Genomic DNA, 18,493 nt, shown 5'->3' on the forward strand with positions numbered 1-18,493 from the left:
CTCGTCCTCAAACGCCGGACGGGCTTGATATGCACGGTCGGGCTTGTCCAGAGGCGCCCGGCAGCGGGCAGGAAGCGCCTGATCAGGCTTGTTCCGAGGTGCCCAACGGGCTGGACGTGCCCGGATTCCCCGCCCACTCCACCGCTTCCGCCACCGATCCCACCACTGTCACTCCCGCCGGCACGTCCGGCCGCCGTACCACCAGGACCGGGATCCGCGCCTCCCGCGCGGCCACCAGTTTCGCCGCCGTCGCCTCTCCTCCGGCGTCCTTCGTCACCAGTACATCGATGCCGTACTCCCGCAGTACCGCCCGCTCGCCCTCCACCGTGAACGGCCCACGGGCGAGCAGCACCTCCGACCGGGGCGGCAGAGGCGGCTCAGGAGCATCCACGGAGCGCACGACGCAGAACACGTCACGAACGCCCGCAAAGGCCGAGAGGCCCAGGCGGCCGACCGTCAGGAACGCGCGTCGGCCCAGCGCCGGCAGACGCCTCGCCGCCTCCTCGAGCGAAGCGACGCCGTGCCAGTCGTCGTCCGGTACGGGGACCCAGCCGGGGCGGCGCAGTGCCAGCAAGGGAACATGGGCCGTGGAGGCGGCCTGCGCCGCGTGGAAACTGATCGTCCCGGCGAAAGGATGGGTGGCGTCGATGAGCGCGTCCACCTGGAGCTCGCGCAGCGCGTGGGCCAGGCCATCGGCTCCCCCGAAACCGCCGGTCCGCACCTCACCCTCGGGCAGCAGGGGCCGGGCCACGCGGCCGGCCAGCGAGCTCGTCACGCGCCACCCGGGGTGGCCGGCGGTCAGGGCTTGCGCGAGGCGGCGAGCCTCGGTCGTGCCGCCGAGGATCAGTACGTGCACGGGTGCGGGGTCCCATCATGATTGAGGCGGGCGGCGCCAAGGGCGGACGCGGCGCCCAACTCAAGCACACCGGTCTGCGGCCCGGCTGGACGACCGGCGCGTGTGCGACAGGGGCGGCCACGGCCGCGTACACCGCGCTCGTGACCGGCGACTTCCCCGACCCGGTGACGATCACGCTGCCGAAGGGGCAGGCACCCGCGTTCGCGCTGGCGGCCGAGGAGCTGACCGGTGAGCACGCCATGGCGGGCATCGTGAAGGACGCGGGCGACGACCCGGACGTCACGCACGGCGCTCTGGTGCGGGCGTCGGTGCGGCTGCTGCCCGCGGGGTCCGGCGTCGTGTTCAGGGCGGGTCCGGGCGTCGGTACGGTGACCCGTCCGGGACTGCCCCTCGCCGTCGGGGAACCCGCGATCAACCCCGTGCCGCGGCAGATGATGCGGGACCACGTCGCGGCCGTCGCCGAGCGCCACGGCGGGAGCGGTGACGTCGAGATCACCGTGTCCGTCGACCACGGTGAGGAGATCGCCCGGTCGACCTGGAATCCGCGGCTCGGGATCCTCGGCGGGCTGTCCATCCTGGGGACGACGGGCATCGTGGTGCCGTACTCCTGCTCGGCGTGGATCGACTCGATCCGGCGGGGTGTGGACGTGGCGCGGGCCGCAGGGCGCACGCATGTGGCGGGCTGCACCGGGTCGACGTCCGAGAAGACCGTCGTCGCCGAGTACGGGCTGCCCGAGGACGCACTCCTCGACATGGGTGACTTCGCGGGCGCGGTCCTCAAGTACGTGCGGCGTCATCCCGTCGACCGGCTGACGGTCTGCGGCGGGTTCGCCAAACTGTCGAAGCTCGCGGCCGGGCATCTGGATCTGCACTCGGCGCGCTCCCAGGTCGACAAGTCGTTCCTGGCCGGCCTCGCGGCCGGGGCGGGCGCGGGTGCGGAGGTCGCGGCGGCGGTGGCGGACGCCAACACGGGCCTCGCGGCACTCCAGTTGTGGCCGCCGCTCGGCGACCTGGTCGCCGCGACCGCCCGGGACGAGGCTTTGCGCGTGTTGCGGGGCGCACCCGTTCAGGTCGATGTACTCTGCATCGACCGAGCGGGTGCGGTGGTCGGGCGCTGCTCACCCCGCTGAACACGGCTTCGGCCCCCGTGGCCCGGTTCCGGTGGCAACTACTCCGGATCTCAGGGCTGGCCCTGATGTCCCGGGCGCGCGGGCTGCCTAGAGTTGAGTTCACCGGCACCGCTCCGCAGTCGACGTACGGGGGAGCCACGGGGGCAAATCGGGGGACGACGTCGCCTTCGGAGCGGCCAGCCGGGACCACTTCGCCCCGCCCACACGGGCGGGGTCAGGCGCGCAGGTAGGTGAGCACCGCGCGCACGCGCCGGTGTTCGAGCAGATCCTGCTCCAGGCGCAGTTTGCCGAAGATGTTCCGTACGTGAGTCTCCACCGTTTTGCCGCCGATGACGAGACGCTGGGCTATCGCCTCGTTCGAGTGGCCCTCGGCCATCAGCGCCAGTACATCCCGCTCTCTGCCGGTGAGTTCGTCGAGGGGACTCCAGGGGCGGGGGGTGTTCATGAGCTTGGCCACGACGAGCGGGTCGAGGACCGTCTCGCCGGACGCCACGCGCTTGAGCGCCCCGCCGAGTTCGTCGATGTCCGCGACGCGCTCCTTGAGGAGATAGCCGAAGCCCTCGGGCTGCTCTGCCAGGGCCCTTACGGTGTCGGTCGTCTCGACGTACTGGGACAGCAGCAACACGCCCGTGCCGGGGTGCGCCGCGCGGATCGCGGCCGCCGCGACCAGACCCTCGTCGGTGTGCGTCGGCGGCATGCGGATGTCGAGGAGCACGGCGTCCGGACGGTGCTCGGCGACGAGCGCGAGGAGCGGCCCCGTATCGGAGCACTCCGCGGCCACCTCGAAACCCTCGTCCGACAGCAGTCGTACGATCCCCTGCCGCAGCAGCGCCGAGTCCTCGGCAACGATCACCCGCACGGAAGCTCCGCCCTGATTCTGGTCCCGCCACCGGCGGGACTGTGTACATGCAACACTCCGTCGACGGCGGCGAGCCGGTCGGCGAGGCCGCGCAGGCCACTGCCGCGCATGCTGTCCGCTCCCCCGACTCCGTCGTCGACGGTCTCGATGACGAGCCGCCCGTCCTGGTGCGTCGCGGAGACGCTGACGGCGCGGGCACCGGCGTGCTTGGCCGCATTCGACAGGGCCTCGCACACCGTGAAGTAGGCGGTCGACTCGACGACCGCGTCGTAGCGCCGGGGTTCGGCCGCGACGACGACCGGCAGGGTCGCCTCCCTGGCCAGCGCCGTCAGCGCGGGTCCGAGGCCCTCGCGCGTGAGGACCGCCGGGTGCAGACCGTGGGCGAGGCCGCGCAGCTCCTCGATGGCGAGCCTGAGGCTGGACTCCGCCTCGGTCACGGACTCCCGCAGGGCGGCGTCGGGATGGTCGGCGAGGCCGCGTTCGACACGTCGCAGGGCCATCAGGGCGAAGACCAGCCTGGCCTGCGCCCCGTCGTGCAGATCCCGCTCCAGGCGCTTGCGTTCGGAGTCGGCCGCCTCCACGATCCGCGTGCTCACGTCCCTGGCGCGGGAGCGCAGCCACACGTTCTCGAGGGCGAGGCGCAGCGCGGCGGCGACGGACGCGAGGAGTTCCGGGTCGTCCATGAGGGCGGGGTCGTGGTGCAGCAGCGCGAGCGGCCGGCCGTCCGCCGCTCCGACGGGGGTGCGGCCGGTGCCGTCCGCCGTCACCTCCCGTCCCGAGCCGTCGACGTAGGCGCGTCGCTCCTCGCGCCACAGGCCGAGCCGCAGCGTCGGGTCGCCCAGGACGCGGGCCAGCGCCTCGCGCAGGCGGGCCGGGTCGGGGTCGGTGCCGACCTCGATGACGAGGCCGCTGACCTCGGCGCGCTGGAGGTGCATGCGCAGCAGTCCGGCGAGGAACGCGAACGGCACGGCGACCTGCGCGAGGTCGGACAGCAGATAGACGGCCTGTTCACCGGTGTCGCCGGCGTCGCCGAACCACGGCACGACGTAGAAGAGCATGTCCCACATCAGGAACACGACGGCGACGCCGATGCCGATCCACGCCGGGAGCAGCGCCTGCCTGCGGGCGGCGGACGCGTGCCGCCAGCGCTGCACGATGGCGACCGCGGCGCCGGCGGAGATGACCCAGCCGAGCGCGTGGTACACGGTGTCGACGGGGCCGAAGAGGTCGTGGGTGCCCGGGATGAACAGCGCGTTCGGGCCGCAGCCGGCGCAGTCGAGGTAGGTGGCGCCGGTGGCCCACGCCGGGTCGAACAGGAGCGTGCGCAGCAGGCCGCCGACCGCGACGAGACCGTACGCGAACTGGACCAGACGCCGGGTCAGGACCGTGGTGAGACGGCCCTCGGGGAAGCAGAGGATGAGGTGCAGGAGGATCGCCATGTTCAGCGCCTCCCACCAGGCGCCGAACGCGAACAGGGCGGGTACGGAGGTGCCTTGGAGGTTTCCGAGGAACCAGGTGACGCCCTCGGCGATCATCAGGGGGCCGGTCCGGTTGGCGGGCCTGCGCCGCCAGGCGATGAGCCCCGCGGCCGCGTACGCCCAGCCCACGGAGAGGTCCCGCACCACGTCGCCCGCGGACCCACCGGCCCGCAAGTACGCCCACGAGCCCGCCAATCCCGATACGGCGGCCAGCGCCGCGGCCCCGGTCAGGCGCAGCCGAACCGCACGCTTCCCCTGACTGTCCACGGCCCACACGGTAAGCCATTCGGGGGAACGGCGCGCACGCGGTGTCGCACAGCTTACGCACCGTGCTCGATGGACCCCGACCTCGAGTCCTGGCAGAGTGGCCGCCGTCCGCACATGATCCATGGGGGGTTCGGGTGGGTTCGCGCAGGCTGCTGTCGTTGTCGGATGCGCTGGTGCTGCTCGGCGCGGATCCGCCGCGCCTCGCGGCGCTCGACCGGTCGCTCGGCGGGGTGCTGGCCGTGGCGACGGGCGGCATGAGCGACGGACTCCTCCGTATCGCGGACGCGCGGGGCCGGATCCTGGGGCTCGGCCGTGACGCGGTGCGCGGGGTCGGGGCGCGGCTCGGGGCGGCGGACGGGCGGGTCGAGCGGGGCGAGGTGCTGCGGGCCGCGCACACGGTCGTCGTGGTCCTCGGCTGGTTCGAGGCGCTCGCGGAGCAGGACCTTCCGTTCCCCCTCGACGCGGTGCGCATCACCCGTGGCGACCAGTTGTCGCTGGTCGGGGCCGGGGAATCGGACGCCGGTTTCGCGCGGGCCCTCGCCGCGGTGGACGCGCCGTTCCCGGCACCGCACCTCGCGCCGGAGGACGTGGCGCGGGAACTCCTCGGCTGGTACACGGCCCTGTCGGGGCGCTTCCTGCGGTTCGTGGCGGGCCTCGCGGTGTGGGACACGCTCACGCCGGCGGGGCGGGACGCGGCGGAGCGAGCCCTGACGGCTGCGCTGCCGAGTGCGGCGTGCGTCCACTACGACAGCCTGTATGCCCAACTCGCCCAGCAGGCACCTGAGTTCGGATTCTGGGCCACCCTGACCGAGCACCGGGCGACGCGGGCCGGCGTGCAGCGGGCCCTCGCGGGAATCGAGGCGCTGCTGGCCGGTACGGCGTCGCACGCGCGGCCGCCCGTGGATGTCGCGGCCGCCCTGGCCCGCTCGCACGAGGCGGCGCTCTCCCGTCCGGTCCTGGACGCGGCGTCGGCGCCCGACGGCATCCGCGTACCGGCCCTGGAGGAGATGTATCTGGACCCGGACTTCCGGGTGCGGCCGGTGGCCGGGCAGCACGGACCGGCGGACGAGGCGTGGTGGGAGCGGGCCCCGGTGCGCGGGGACCTGACCCGGTACCTCGCGGGGGCGTTGACCTCGGCGGGACAGGAGCGGACTCCGCTGCTGGTGCTCGGGCAGCCCGGCGCGGGCAAGTCCGTCCTGACCCGGGTGCTCGCGGCGCGGCTCCCCGCGGCCGGGTTCCTGCCGGTGCGGGTGCCGCTGCGCGACGTACGTGCCGAGGACGATCTCCAGGAGCAGATCGAGCAGGCGGTGCGGGCCGCGACCGGCGAGCGCGTCACGTGGCCCGATCTGGTCCGCTCGGCCGGCGGCGCGGTCCCGGTGCTCCTGCTCGACGGGTTCGACGAGTTGCTGCAGACGACCGGCGTGCACCACAACGACTTCCTGGTCCGGGTGGCCCGCTTCCAGGAGCGCGAGGCGGAACAGGGCCGTCCCCTGCTGGCCCTGGTGACCAGCCGCACGTCCGTCGCCGACCGCGCGCGCTACCCCGACGGCATGGTGGCGCTGCGCCTCGAACCGTTCCGGGCCGCGCAGATCCGACAGTGGCTCGCGGTGTGGAACGACGCCAACGCGGCCGGGTTCACGGCGAGGGGCCTGCGCCCGCTGTCGTGGGAGGTGGTGTCGCGGCACGCGGCGCTCGCGGCGCAGCCGCTGCTCCTGATGATGCTGGCCCTGTACGACGTGGCGGACAACGGCCTGCAGAGCGACGGCGGGGAGCCGCTGGACGAGGCCGATCTGTACGAGGAGCTCCTCTTCTCGTTCGCGCGCCGTGAAGTCGGCAAGACGAGCGGGGACATGGCGTCCGACGACCTCCTGCGCGAGCGCGCCGAGCTGGAGATGCAACGCCTGTCCCTGGTCGCGTTCGCCCTGCTCAACCGGCGCCGTCAGTGGGTCTCGGCGGCCGAGCTCGACGAGGACCTGGCCGCGCTTTTGGGCCGCTCGTCCCCCGGGGCCTCCGGTTTCCGCACGCCGCTCGGCGCGGCCGAGGTCGCGCTCGGCCGGTTCTACTTCGTGCAGCGCGCCCAGTCGGTGCGCGACGGTCACGTCCTCGCGACGTACGAGTTCCTGCACGCCACGTTCGGCGAGTATCTGGCGGTGCGGCTCGCGCTGCACGTGCTGAGCGCGCTCGTGCAGAACCGGCCCGCCCTCGCCCTCGGCGACCAGCGCGTGGACGACGACCTGGCGTACGCGTTGCTCTCCTACGCGCCCCTGTCCGGGCGCCAGATGTTGCGGTTCGCCGGCGCGATGGCGGCGCGGATGGAGCCGGGCGAGCGGGAACGGCTCAGCCGCGTCCTGATCCGCGTACTCGACCAGCACGAGACCCGCACCGGTGACCAGCACCCCGCCTACCGGCCCGCGACGCTGAGGGTCGCGTCGCGGCACGGCCTCTACGGCGCCAATCTCGTCCTGGTCATCCTGCTGCTGACGGGCGGCACCACGGCCGCCGAGCTGTTCCCCGGCTCGGCGAACCCGGTCAGCGCCTGGCACCGGCACGCCCTGTTGTGGCGTTCGGCGCTCAACGAGGAGCAGTGGACGGACTTCGCCCTGTCGATGACCCTGCGCCGGTCCTGGGACGCCGACGGCCGTCGCACGCTCGACGTCGCGCCGCGGTACGGCGCGCCCGCGCCGCCGGACCCGGTCGACGCGAACTGGCTCTACCGCTACCCGCGCGGGCACGGCGGGCCCGGCTGGTCCCGGCCCTACTGGGACGAGATCTGGCACAAGATGGAGGTGTCCGGCGGGACGAACGACTCCCTCGTGCGGCACGTCATGGACCCGGTGTTCGCGTGGCTGGGCCCTTCCGTGACCACGTTCGTGGCCACGGAAGGGGAGCCGGCCACCTCGCTCGCACACGACCTGCTGCACCTCCTGCTCAGCGGCGGCGTGGAACTGACCGACACCGAGCTGGAGTTGACGTACCGCCGGGTGCTGCGCGGCATGGAGGCCCTGCCGGGCAGCCACGTCCATCGCGTCACGGCGCTGCTCGCCACCGCCGCGGGGCGGGACGACGCGCGGCTGCCGGCGGACCTGCGGAGCGAGATCTACTCGTTCACGCGGTAGATCAGCTCCGCGCCCTGCCGTACACCTCGACCTCCGCCATGTTCAGCTCGACGGGCTTCTCGCTCGCCAGCCACACCCGCACATAGCGGCCGTGTGCCGTCACCTGGATCGCCGTCGGGCCGCCGGCCTGCGCGGTCTCGTGGTGGGACCACACGCCGGGCTTGGTCAGCTGGTCGGACAGGGTGCCGGTGAAGGGCTCGTCGGAGACCAGGACGTAGTAGTCCTTGGTGCGGTCCGCGCAGCAGTCGCTGCGGTTGTAGACGTCGACGCGCTCCAGGTCGACGACGGAGCCGAGGTCGACCTGCCACCAGGGCTGCGCCTCCTTGCCGCTGGTGGTCGAGAAGTTGAAGCGGTCGCCGTCGGCCGCTTTGGCCGCGCCGTACGGGAACGCGCCGCCCGAGGCGTAGTCCGAGCTCTGCTTCGTGTCCTTGTTCAGGGCGAGCTGCCGCAGCGGCTTGAGGCCCTTCGAGGCGTCGTGCAGGTCCTGGACCTGGCTGACGAAGTCGCCGAGGAACGGGTCGGCGATCTTCACGGGTCCGGGCTGGTGGTGCTCGGCCGGGTCGATGGTGATGTGCGAGGCGGCGTCGGCGGCCTGCTCCATCGCGGTGCGCTCGCCGGCCGCCTTGTCCGCGTCATGGGCGTCGATGGCCTTCAGCGCGGCGAGACCGTGCCCGAGGGCCTTGCCCCACAGCGCGGTGGAGTCCAGCCAGGGCCCGGCATCGTGCAGGAACTGCTGGTCGGGCACGCCGGCGCGGAGGACGGCCGGAATGCGCCCGATGTTCGTCGCGGTCGGGGCGAAGGAGCGGATCGCGGCCGTCGGGTCGCTCTCGTACGCCTTCCAGAACTTCTCGAGCTGCGCGCTGAGGATCGGCGACTGCGGCTGCCACGGCTTGGCGCCGAACGTCGGTGCCATGTGGTTGAGGTCGACGAAGGTCTGTACGGCGTCGGCGACGCGCGGGTCCCCGCCGGCCAGGTGCAGCGCGGACTGACGGGCGGAGCGGGTGCGGTCGTAGCCGCGGTCGTTCCACGAGAAGTCGGACATGGTGAAGACGGCGAGCTTGCTGGCCGCCTCCTGGTTCATCGGGTTGGAGACGAGGCCGCTGAGGTGCTCGGACAGGCCGGGCTCGCGCTTGTCGTAGGGGGCGAGCAAGAGGCGTCCCGAGGTCCGGCCGAAGTCGTTGACCGGGTAGTTGTCCCAGACGAACACCTTGCGCCCGAACAGCTCGGACGCCTTCTGCGCCTGGTCGTTGGTGATCTCGGGCGGGACGACGTCGGTGCCGGTCCACATCACCTCGATGTTCTTGTCGAGGTTCCCGCGGAGCTCCTGCTTGTACGCGGTGTCGGTGAGGTCGCCGTACTCGGTGGGCACCATCTGGAGCGGGTTGGCGCCGTCGTGGGTGGCGATGAAGTCCTGCTGGACGGTGTTGAGCAGACCGACCTGGGCCTTCGCGGCGGGGCCGCGCCCGGGGGCGCCGAACTTCTGCTGGTCGGCGTCGCAGTTCCACTTGGTGTAGCTGATGTCGTCGAGCGGCACGGAGAACGAGCGCACGCCCAGGTCGTAGAGCGCCTGGAGCTTCGCGGTGAGGGCCTTCACGTCGGACGGGTCCGAGTAGCAGACCGAGCCGCCGGGCGAGACGGCGAAGGTGAAGCGGACGTGGTTGGCGCGGGCGCGGTCGACGAGCGTGCCGAGCTGGGCGAGCTTGTCCGCCGGGTACGGCTCGCGCCACTTGTCGCGGTGGTACGGGTCGTCCTTGGGCGCGTACACATAGGTGTTGGACTTGACCTCGCCGAGGAAGTCCATCTGGTCCAGGCGCTCCGCCTCCGTCCAGGGCGGTCCGTAGAAGCCCTCGATGGAGCCGCGCAGCCGCATGGACGGGAAGTCGGAGACGGACGCCCCGGCGATCTTCCCCTTGGTGACGAGCTGCCTGAACGTCTGGGCCGCGTAGAACTGGCCGGTCGCGTCGGTGCCGCCGAGCGCCACGGTCCGGCCCGAGACGCGCGCGGCGTAGCCCTCGTCCTGGGTGGGGACTTCGGTTCCGCGCAGGGCTTTGGCCACGTCGGGGCGGGTGGCCGGGCCGAGGAGCACGGTCAGGGGCGCGTGCCCCGACGCCTTGGCGCGGACGTCGACGTGGCGGACTCCGTGGGCGCGCAGAGTGGCGGTGAGGAGGTCGCGGGCCGGCTTGTCGGTGGTGTCGTCCACGACGAGTTCGGCGCGCGAAGGCAGGGCGATGTCCGCTCCGGCGCGGGCCATGTGCTGCGGGGTCGGCGAGACGACGGGCAGGGGCCGGTCCGTCGTGTGCGCGGAGACGGGCGGGACCGCCGCGGCGGACGCGGCGACGAGCAGCGTGGCGACGGAACAGGCGTGCACGGCTCTTCGGGCTGTCATGGGGCTCTGCCTCCGAGATCGGTGTCTGTGTCGATCGGTCGAGGGGGGTGGAGTGCGGGGGTGTCAGTCGCGGGTGTGTTCGCGGTACAGGTCGAGTTCGCCGTCGAGTTCGAGGGCGACGACCGTGCACAGGGGGTCGAGCTGGTCGTCGGTGACGTACAGGTACTCCCAGCCGGGGACCTCGCCGAGCCCGCCGACGCGCTCGTGGCGCACGTCCGTTCCCGTCCCGAGGATCCGTGCCGAGCGGACGGCGTTGCGCACACCGCGCAGGACGACGTACTCGTTGGGCCGGTCGAAGAGGAACAGATACAGGGTGCGGCGGTCGGCGGAGAGGGTGGAGGGGCCGTAGAAGTGGCCGTGGGGCAGACCTCGCACGGTGTCGCGGACGGCGGGCCGGTGTCCGGCGATCCACTCGCCGAGCGCTTCGAGGCGCTCCGCCTGCACGGGCGGGATCGTGCCGTCGGCCTTCGGGCCCACGGCGAGCAGGAGGTTGCCTCCCCCGCCGACGGTCTCGGCGAAGACGCGGACCAGCTGACGGGGCGACTTGTGGTGGTCGTCCTGGGGCTGGTAGCCCCACGAGTCGTTGACCGTGAGGCAGAGCTCCCAGGGGCCCTCCGGCGGTTCGACGGGCACACCCTGTTCGGGTGTCGCGTAGTCGCCGTGTCCGGTGAGGCGTCCGTTGACGACGGTGTGCGGGCTCAACTCCTTGATGAGTGCGGTGAGTTCGGCCATGCGCCATTGTTCGGGGCTGCGCTCCCACTCGCCGTCGAACCAGAGCAGGTCCGGCTGGAAGAGCCCGAGGAGCTCGCGGATCTGGGCGCGGTGGAAGGCGAGGAAGGCGTCCCAGCGCTCCGGGGACTCCTCGCCGACGGCGGGCATCGAGTAGGGGTTGCCGCGGTCGCCACGGTCCTGCCCGTCCGGCCGGACCGTGGCGTAGTCCGGGTGGGACCAGTCGAGGTGCGAGTAGTACAGGCCGACCTTGAGACCGCGGCGGCGCAGCGCGTCCATGTAGGGGGTGATGAGGTCGCGGGCGGCCGGGGTCCGCTTGACGACGGACAGGTCGTTCGCCTGTGTGTCCCACAAGGCGACCCCGTCGTGATGCTTGGCGGTGAGGACCGCGTACGCGGCGCCCGCCTCGACGAACAGGTCGGCCCAGGCGTCGGGGTCCCACTTCTGGGCGTCGAACCCGTCGAGCTGCGCCATGTAGGTGTCGTACGGGACCTGCCCGTTGAAGAAGGACCAGGACTCGGCGACGCCGTCGACGCTGTAGATCCCCCAGTGCAGGAAGATGCCGAGCTTTCCGTCCGTGAACCAGGGCTGCATCATCGGTAGTTCTCCTCGTCGTAGCTCCAGCAGTGCACCCACTGTCCGTCGTCGAAATGTGTGCGCGGGGGGAACGCCGTGGCGCACACGGGTTTCGCGAGCGGGCAGCGCGGGTGGAAGCGGCAGCCCGCCGGCGGATCGACGAGGCTCGGCGGCTCGCCGAGGGTCTCCTCGTCGTCGACGACCTCGGGCTCGTCGAGAAGCCCTCCGTCGCGGTCGGGGTCGGGCGCGGACTCCAGGAGGAGCCGGGTGTACGGGTGCCTGGGCTGCTCCACGACCGTGTCGGCGGGGCCCGACTCCACGAGCTGGCCCGCGTAGAGGACCTTGATCTCGTCGGCGAAGTAGCGGGCGCCCGCGATGTCGTGGCTGATGTAGAGGATCGCGAGGCCCTCGTCGTCGCGGAGCGTGCCGAGGAGGTTCAGGATGTCGAGGCGGATCGACACGTCGAGCATCGAGACGGGCTCGTCGCCGAGGAGGACCTTGGGGCGCGCGGCCAGGGCGCGTGCGATGGCGACGCGCTGGCGCTGGCCGCCGGACAGCTCGTGCGGGAACTTGTCGATGAACTGGTCGGCGGGGGTGAGGTTGACGCGGTTGAGGAGGTCGAGGATCTGCCGTTCGAGCTCCGCGCGCCCGGCGGCGTGACCGTGCAGCTGCAGGGGGCGGCTGAGGATGTAGCGCAGGCGGTGCACGGGGCTGAGCGAGGAGAAGGGGTCCTGGAAGATCATCTGGACCTGGCGGTAGTACGCGCGTTTGCCGCGGGCCGTGCGGGCCTGCTTGACGGGGGCGCCGTCGAGGCGGATCTCGCCCTCGGTGGGCGGGTAGGCGAGGGCGAGCATGCGGGCGAGCGTGGACTTGCCGCTGCCGCTCTCGCCGACGAGTGCGGTGATGCGGCCGGCGTGCAGCGCGATGCTGGTCGGCTCGACGGCGTGCACCTCCTTGCCGTGCCCGCCGGGCCCGTGCAGCGGGAACCTCTTGACGACGCCGCGTGCTTCGAGGACGGGTTCAGCGGGTGCGGGCATGGTGGTCCTCCTCGCCGCGTACGGTCTGGTGCAGATGACAGGCGGCCTCGCCGGCGCCGAGGGCGAGGAGCGGCGGGGTCGCCTTGTCGCAGGGTTCGAAGCGGCGGGCGCAGCGCGGGTGGAAGGCGCATCCTGCGGGCAGGGTGCGCAGTCCGGGCGGGGAGCCGGGGATGCCGGTGATCTCGCGGCGCGGCCCGTGCAGCGGCGGGAAGGCGCCGCGCAGGGCCTCGGTGTACGGGTGCTGCGGGTCGGTGTAGAGCTGCCGTGCGGGGCCCGTCTCGACGACCTTGCCCGCGTACATCACGGCGATCCGGTCGGCGATCTCGATGAGCAGGGACAGGTCGTGCGTGATGAACACGACGGAGAACCCCAACTCCCTTTTGAGGCGAGCTATTTGGCGCAGGATCTGGCGCTGCATCACGACGTCGACGGCAGTGGTCGGCTCGTCCATGACGACGAGGTCGGGCTCGCAGGCGAGGGCCAGGGCGATCGTGGCGCGCTGCCGCATGCCGCCGGACAGCTCATGGGCGTACGAGCGCAGCCGGTCGGCGGGGATGCCGACCATGGCGAGCAGTTCTCCTGCCCGCTCCCAGGCCTCGCGCTTGGACAGGCGACCGTGGCGGCGGAGGACGTCGGCGAACTGGTTGCCCAGGCGCAGGACGGGGTTGAGGGCGTTCATCGCACTCTGGAAGACGATCGCGATGTTCTCCCAGCGTAGTTCCGCCAGTTGACGTTCGGTCAGGCGCAGGACGTCGATGCTCTCGGTGCCGTCGTGGCCGTGGAAGACGACCGAGCCGGCGGTGGTGACGGCCGGTGGCCGCTCGAGCCGGGTGATGGCGGTGACGAGGGTGGACTTGCCGCAGCCGCTCTCCCCGACGATGCCGAGGGTTTCACCTCGGAACAGGTCGAGGTCGACGCCGCTCACGGCGTGTACGGGGTCCGCCTTGTCGAAGTAGTCGACGTGCAGGCCACGGACGGTGAGCAGGGGTGTGCGGTGCTCACTTCGATGAAGGGTGCCCTGCTCAGGGAGCGGTGACTGCGGCGTGCCGTTGCTGCTCATGACGCGGCCTCCTGAACGGGCGCGGGCTTCCCGGCCGTGGCCCTGGCCGCGGAGCCGCCGGCGGCCGCGTGCAGCCGGGCGGCGCGGGCCCGGGCGCGTACCTCTTTGGAGGGCTTGCGGAGCCGGGGATTGGATATTTCGTCGATTCCGAAGTTGATCAGGCCCGCGGCGACCCCGATCAGGGCGATGCACGCACCCGGTGGCACGAACCACCACCAGGCGCCCCGGGTCAGGGCGCCCGCGTTCTGCGCCCAGTAGAGCATCGAGCCCCAGCTCGTGATGTTGATGTTGCCGAGCCCCATGAAGGAGAGGCCGGCATCCGCGAACATCGAGCCGACGACCGCGCCCAGGAAGCTCACGGAGATGATCGGCGCGAGCGACGGGATCAGCTCGCGGGTGATGACACCCCACCTGCTCTCCCCCGTCATCTCGGCCGCGGACACGAAGTCCCGGTGGCGGAGCGACAGTGTCTGCGCCCGCTTCTGCCGCGCGCCCCACGGCCAGGCCGTGAGCCCGATGACCAGGGCCACGGTGAGCCAGCCGCCGCGCCCCTGCACATAGCTCGCCACGATGATCAGCAGCGGCATGCCGGGGATGACGAGGCAGACATTGGTGGCGGCGGTCAGGAAGGAGTCGGCGCGCCCGCCGAGATACCCCCCTGCGACCCCGACGAGGACGGAGAGCGTGGTGGTGATGACGCCCGCCACGAGCCCGACGAGCAGCGAGATCCTGCTGCCGACGACGAGCTGCGCGAAGACGTCCTCGCCGGTGGCCGTGGTCCCCAACAGGTGCTCTGCGGAGGGGAGTTCCATGGCCTGCGCGGTGTCGACGTCGCTGGGCGAGAGACCCATCACGTTCTGCACGACGAACGGGCCGAGCAGGGCGAGGAGCGCGAAGAAGACGAAGATCGCGATCCCGACGCGGACCTTGGGGTTCGGGGGCAGTTTCAGGCGGCGCAGGCTGTGCCTTCTGCGGACCGATGCACTCATGAACGGGTCTCCCTCGCACGCGGGTCGATGAGCCCGTACACGGAGTCCGCGACGAAGTTCGCGGCGAGGACGGAGAGCGAGACGATCAGGAACAGGGCCTGCATCAGCGGATAGTCGACACTGGAGACCGCCTGGTACAGGAGGTACCCGACGCCCGGATAGGCGAAGACGATCTCCACGAGGAGTTGCCCGCTGACGACGGTCCCGATGGTGAGCGCGAACCCGGCGACGCTCGGCAGGACGGCGTTGCGGGCGGCGTACTGGAACATCACGCGCGCCTTGGACAGTCCCTTGGCGCGGGCGAGCAGCACATAGTCCTCGGAGACGGTCGTGACCATCATGTTCCGCATGCCGACGAGCCAGCCCCCGACCGATGCCATCAGCATCGTGAGCGCGGGGAGGATGCCGTGCTGCAGGACGCTGGCCAGGAACGGCCCGTTGAAGCCGGGCAGCATGTCGCCGTCGTACCCGCCGCTGGTCGGCAGCCAGCTGAGCTGCACACCGAAGACGAGGACGAGGATGAGGGCGACCCAGAAGAACGGCAGCGACCCCATGAACATGGACGCGGGCGTCATGAACGAGTCGAAGCGCGACCCCACGCGGGAGCCCGACACGACGCCGGCGGCGGTGCCGAGGACGAAGGACAGGACGGAGGTGAGGCCGACCAGGCCGACCGTCCAGGGCAGCCCGGTGCGGATCACCTCCCACACAGGGGTGGGGTAATAGGCCACGGATATACCGAAGTTGAAGTGCAGGACCTGGTTCAGATACGTGACGTACTGGTCCCAGAGCGGCTCCCCCGGCGTCCCGAACAGCCGGTAGATGGCGTGCACCTGGTCGCCGGAGAGCGTCTGCTTCTGCTGCATCTGCGCGATCAGCGCGGAGGCGGGGTCGCCCGGCATCAGGCGTGGGATGAGGAAGTTGAGGGTGATGGCCAGGGCGGCGGCCACGGCGTAGAAGCCCAGTCGCCGCAGGAAGTAGCGGGCGGTGCCGAGCCTGGCGCCCCTGAGGCGGCGGCCGGGCCTGGGCTCGACGGCGGTGGCGTCCACCGAGCCGAGGGCGGGAACGGTCATGGCGCCATCAGCCCTTCACGGGGCGCAGGTTGAGCAGAATGCTCATGGCGTCGATCCCGCCGGCCCACGGCGCGGGCTGCGCGTACGGGTTCTTCGCGGTCGGCCAGCCGGTCCAGTTCCTGCTGTTGTACTCGCTGGAGACACCGATGGTGATCAGAGGTGCGGCGGGCACGTCGTCGACCATCATGCCCTCGAGCTCGGCGGAGATCCTCTTGATCTCGGCCTGGTCGCCGGTCTCGCCCAGCTCCTTGATGAGCGCGTCGGCCTTCTTGCTCTTGTAGTGGCCGTAGTTGGTCCACACGCCCGCGTTTCCGCTCCAGAGCATGTCCTTGAAGTAGTTGTACGGGGTGGAGTAGTAGACCGCGCCACCGATCAGGACGTCGAAGTCGCCCTTCTTGCGCTTGACGTCGAGCTGCGAGGCGTCGGTCGGCTTGACCGACACGTTGACACCTGCCTTCTCCAGCTGGCTGGCCACGACCTTGTCGAACTGGACGGCGTCGCCCCAGGTGGAGACCTCGATGATGGTGAAGGCGAGCTGCTTGCCGCTGCCGTCGACCAGCTTGCCGTTCTTCCTCGTGTAACCGGCCTTCTCGAACTCGGCCAGGGACTTGGCGAGTTCGGCCTTGGGCTGCTCGGCGTCCTTGTACTTGGCGTCGATCCACTTGCCCTGGGTCCTGGAGTCCAGGCCGGTCAGGTTGAGCGTGTTGAACATGCCGGGGTTGGTGATGTCGAGCAGCTGGGTGCGGTCGACAGCCAGGGAGAGGGCGCGGCGTACATGCACATCGGTGAACGGCTTCTTCGTGTGGTTGAAGAACATGTACTGCCCGCCGTAGGTGGGGTACCAGGCGTGGTGGTTCTTCGGGTCCTTGGAGAGGTACTGCTTCCGCACGTCCGGCACGACCCCGCCGCTCCACTCCAGCTCCCCGCTGAGCAGCTTGGGGACCTCGGCGGCCTGAGTGATGACGGGCGCCTTGACCGTCTTGACCGGGATGTTCTTCTGCTTCCAGTAGTTGTCGCGGGCCTGGAAGGTGAGCTGCTGGGCGCTGTACTGCCTGAGCTTGTAGGGGCCCGAGCCGACCGGGTTCGGGTTGGTGTACGTCTTGCCGTTCCTGCCCTGCCACTCCTTCTTCGGCACGGGGGTGATCCCGCCGATGGAGTCGAGCTTCGAGTAGGCGGGCTTGTCGAAGGTGATCTCGAGCGTGTGGTCGTCGGCCGCCGTCGCCTTCTTGTAGTCGAAGGCCCAGCTCGGGGGCAGCTTGTTGTCCCGTACGTAGTCCATGGTGAAGACCACGTCGGCGGCGGTGAGCTTGGAGCCGTCCGACCAGTTGGCGCGTTTGTCGAGGTCGATGGTGATCTTCTTGCCGCCGTCGGACCACGTGTACTTGGTGCCCAGCCACGGCTTGAACTCACCGCCCTTGAGGATGTTGAAGTCGAAGAGCGCCTCGTACTGGAAGCCGAAGGTGCCCTGTGACGCCGTCAGGGAGAACGGGTTGAAGTTCCGGGTGATGGTGGTGCCCGAGAAGCCCAGGTTCGCGGTGAGGGACGAGGCGCCCGCCCCTCCGGACGCGTTGGGGCCGGCCGAGCAGCCGGTCGCGGCGAGCGCGAGGGCGAGGGCCGCGAGGGTGCCGGTTCTGATCGCGTGGGTGCGGGACCGGGTCGTGGGGGTGGTGGCGTTCGTGCGCTTCATGGGATTCATGGGGACCTGAAACCTCCGGGACGAGGGGTCGACATCGTTGTCCGAGCGGCGTGCGTGTGGGGGGCGGCACAGACGGTGGGTCCGGTTCAGGGCGACGCGGCGGCGGTGCTGCCGCGCTGTTCGAGATGGGGCAGTTCGTCTTCCACACGCAGGGCCGGTCCGCCGTCGAGCAGGGCGAGCAGTTCCTCCGCGGCCCGCCGGCCGAACGCTGTCGTGTCGCGGACGAGCGCGGTCAGCGAGGGGTGCGCGGTGCGGCACAGGACGGAGTCGTCCCAGGCCACGATGGAGAGCCGGTCCGGCACGGGGATGCCGCGCCCGGCGGCGACGGCGAGCCCGGCGACGGCCAGGACGTCGCTGTCGTAGACGATCGCCGTCGGCGGGGCGTCGGACGCGAGGACGCGGCGCGTGACCTCGGCGCCCTCGGTGTCCGAGTAGTCCGTGGTGATCGACCGGACGTCGGTGAGGCCGCGCCGCTCCGCCTCGGTGCGCAGCGACTGGATGCGGCGCCGGGTGTGGGCGAGTTCGGGCAGGCCCGCGATGTGCACGATCCTGCGATGTCCGAGGCCGTGCAGATGACTCACGATGGACGCCATGGCGCGGGCGTCGTCGGCCCACAGGTTGGAGATGCCGGGGTGTCCGGTGCCGTCGTCGCCGGGCGGCAGGGAGCCGATTACGACGGCCGGCAGGCCGAGTTCGTCCAGGAGCGGCGGCCGGGGGTCGTCCGCACGCGGGTCGACGACGAGGACACCGTCCACCCGGCGCTCCGCCCACCAGCGCCGGTACGCCTCGCACTCCGCGGACAGGTCCTCGACGACCTGGAAGAGCAGGCCGAGGCGGCGCCTGGCGAGGACCTCCTGGATGCCGGAGACGAGCTGGAGGAAGAACGACTCGACGCCGAGCGTGCTGGCCGGGCGGGCCAGCACGAGGCCGACCGTGGCCGCACCCTCGCCCGACAGAGCGCGCGCCGCCGCGCTCGGCCGCCAGCCCAGCTGGTCGGCGACGCGGCGGACCCGGTCCCGGGTGGCCTCCGAGACACCGGGCCTGCCGTTGAGCGCGAAGGAGACGGCGCTCTCGGACACGCCCGAGCGCAGCGCGATGTCCTTGATGGTGGGGCGTCTGGCGGGGGTACGCCGCATGGCTTGGCTCCTGGATCCGCTTCGCCGGACGGTTCGCACGGCTGGCTAAAGCGCTTGAGTTCGCTGGAGACTAAAGCGCTAAAGCCGCCTCGGCAAGAGGGCTCG

Annotated in this window: 13 protein-coding genes; 2 read left to right on the plus strand and 11 right to left on the minus strand. The window is 71.4% G+C overall.

What is annotated here, in order from left to right; genetic code table 11:
• Positions 1-82 precede the first annotated feature (82 nt).
• Positions 83-856 (minus strand): cobalt-precorrin-6A reductase, encoded by a 774-nt coding sequence (locus ACWFR4_RS14040; protein ID WP_453652552.1) that lies wholly within the window; start codon positions 854-856, stop codon positions 83-85.
• Between the two features lie 17 nt (positions 857-873).
• Here ACWFR4_RS14040 and ACWFR4_RS14045 point away from each other — a divergent pair, with 17 nt between their 5' ends.
• Positions 874-1,986, plus strand: coding sequence for a cobalt-precorrin-5B (C(1))-methyltransferase (locus ACWFR4_RS14045; RefSeq protein WP_453652554.1), 1,113 nt, complete (start codon positions 874-876; stop codon positions 1,984-1,986).
• Between the two features lie 214 nt (positions 1,987-2,200).
• Here ACWFR4_RS14045 and ACWFR4_RS14050 read toward each other — a convergent pair whose 3' ends face one another.
• Together ACWFR4_RS14050 and ACWFR4_RS14055 are read right to left on the minus strand one after the other, a co-directional pair.
• Positions 2,201-2,839, minus strand: coding sequence for a response regulator (locus tag ACWFR4_RS14050; RefSeq protein WP_453462492.1), 639 nt, complete (start codon positions 2,837-2,839; stop codon positions 2,201-2,203).
• Positions 2,836-4,590 (minus strand): histidine kinase, encoded by a 1,755-nt coding sequence (locus ACWFR4_RS14055; RefSeq protein ID WP_453652556.1) that lies wholly within the window; start codon positions 4,588-4,590, stop codon positions 2,836-2,838. Before ACWFR4_RS14055 ends, ACWFR4_RS14050 begins: the two co-directional genes overlap by 4 nt.
• A 158-nt stretch (positions 4,591-4,748) precedes the next feature.
• On the opposite strand from ACWFR4_RS14055, the gene ACWFR4_RS14060 reads away from it, so the two are divergent.
• Positions 4,749-7,706: an NACHT N-terminal helical domain 7-containing protein gene (locus ACWFR4_RS14060; protein ID WP_453652558.1), complete on the plus strand. Its 2,958-nt coding sequence runs from the start codon at positions 4,749-4,751 to the stop codon at positions 7,704-7,706.
• A gap of 1 nt (position 7,707) precedes the next feature.
• Here the strand turns inward: ACWFR4_RS14060 and ACWFR4_RS14065 are convergent, their stop codons facing one another.
• The 8 genes from ACWFR4_RS14065 to ACWFR4_RS14100 form a co-directional block, all read right to left on the minus strand.
• Complete coding sequence (locus ACWFR4_RS14065; protein WP_453652560.1) at positions 7,708-10,092, minus strand: beta-N-acetylglucosaminidase domain-containing protein; 2,385 nt, start codon at positions 10,090-10,092, stop codon at positions 7,708-7,710.
• A gap of 63 nt (positions 10,093-10,155) precedes the next feature.
• Positions 10,156-11,415 (minus strand): alpha-L-fucosidase, encoded by a 1,260-nt coding sequence (locus ACWFR4_RS14070; RefSeq protein WP_453652848.1) that lies wholly within the window; start codon positions 11,413-11,415, stop codon positions 10,156-10,158.
• The gene (locus ACWFR4_RS14075; protein ID WP_453652562.1) at positions 11,415-12,434 is read right to left on the minus strand and encodes an ABC transporter ATP-binding protein; all 1,020 of its coding nucleotides are present in this window, start codon (positions 12,432-12,434) and stop codon (positions 11,415-11,417) included. Before ACWFR4_RS14075 ends, ACWFR4_RS14070 begins: the two co-directional genes overlap by 1 nt.
• A complete protein-coding gene (locus ACWFR4_RS14080) occupies positions 12,418-13,494 on the minus strand; it encodes an ABC transporter ATP-binding protein (RefSeq protein WP_453652564.1) in 1,077 nt (358 codons plus the stop codon). Before ACWFR4_RS14080 ends, ACWFR4_RS14075 begins: the two co-directional genes overlap by 17 nt.
• Complete coding sequence (locus tag ACWFR4_RS14085; protein ID WP_453462447.1) at positions 13,491-14,483, minus strand: ABC transporter permease; 993 nt, start codon at positions 14,481-14,483, stop codon at positions 13,491-13,493. Before ACWFR4_RS14085 ends, ACWFR4_RS14080 begins: the two co-directional genes overlap by 4 nt.
• Complete coding sequence (locus tag ACWFR4_RS14090) at positions 14,480-15,556, minus strand: ABC transporter permease (RefSeq protein ID WP_453652566.1); 1,077 nt, start codon at positions 15,554-15,556, stop codon at positions 14,480-14,482. The genes ACWFR4_RS14085 and ACWFR4_RS14090 overlap by 4 nt, the downstream gene beginning before the upstream one ends.
• Positions 15,557-15,563: 7 nt before the next feature.
• On the minus strand, positions 15,564-17,243 hold the full coding sequence (locus ACWFR4_RS14095; RefSeq protein WP_453652568.1) for an ABC transporter substrate-binding protein: 1,680 nt from the start codon (positions 17,241-17,243) through the stop codon (positions 15,564-15,566).
• Positions 17,244-17,338: 95 nt separating this feature from the next.
• Positions 17,339-18,388, minus strand: coding sequence for a LacI family DNA-binding transcriptional regulator (locus ACWFR4_RS14100; RefSeq protein ID WP_453652570.1), 1,050 nt, complete (start codon positions 18,386-18,388; stop codon positions 17,339-17,341).
• Positions 18,389-18,493: the final 105 nt, after the last annotated feature.

This window comes from Streptomyces sp. NPDC055140 (genome assembly GCF_053607285.1).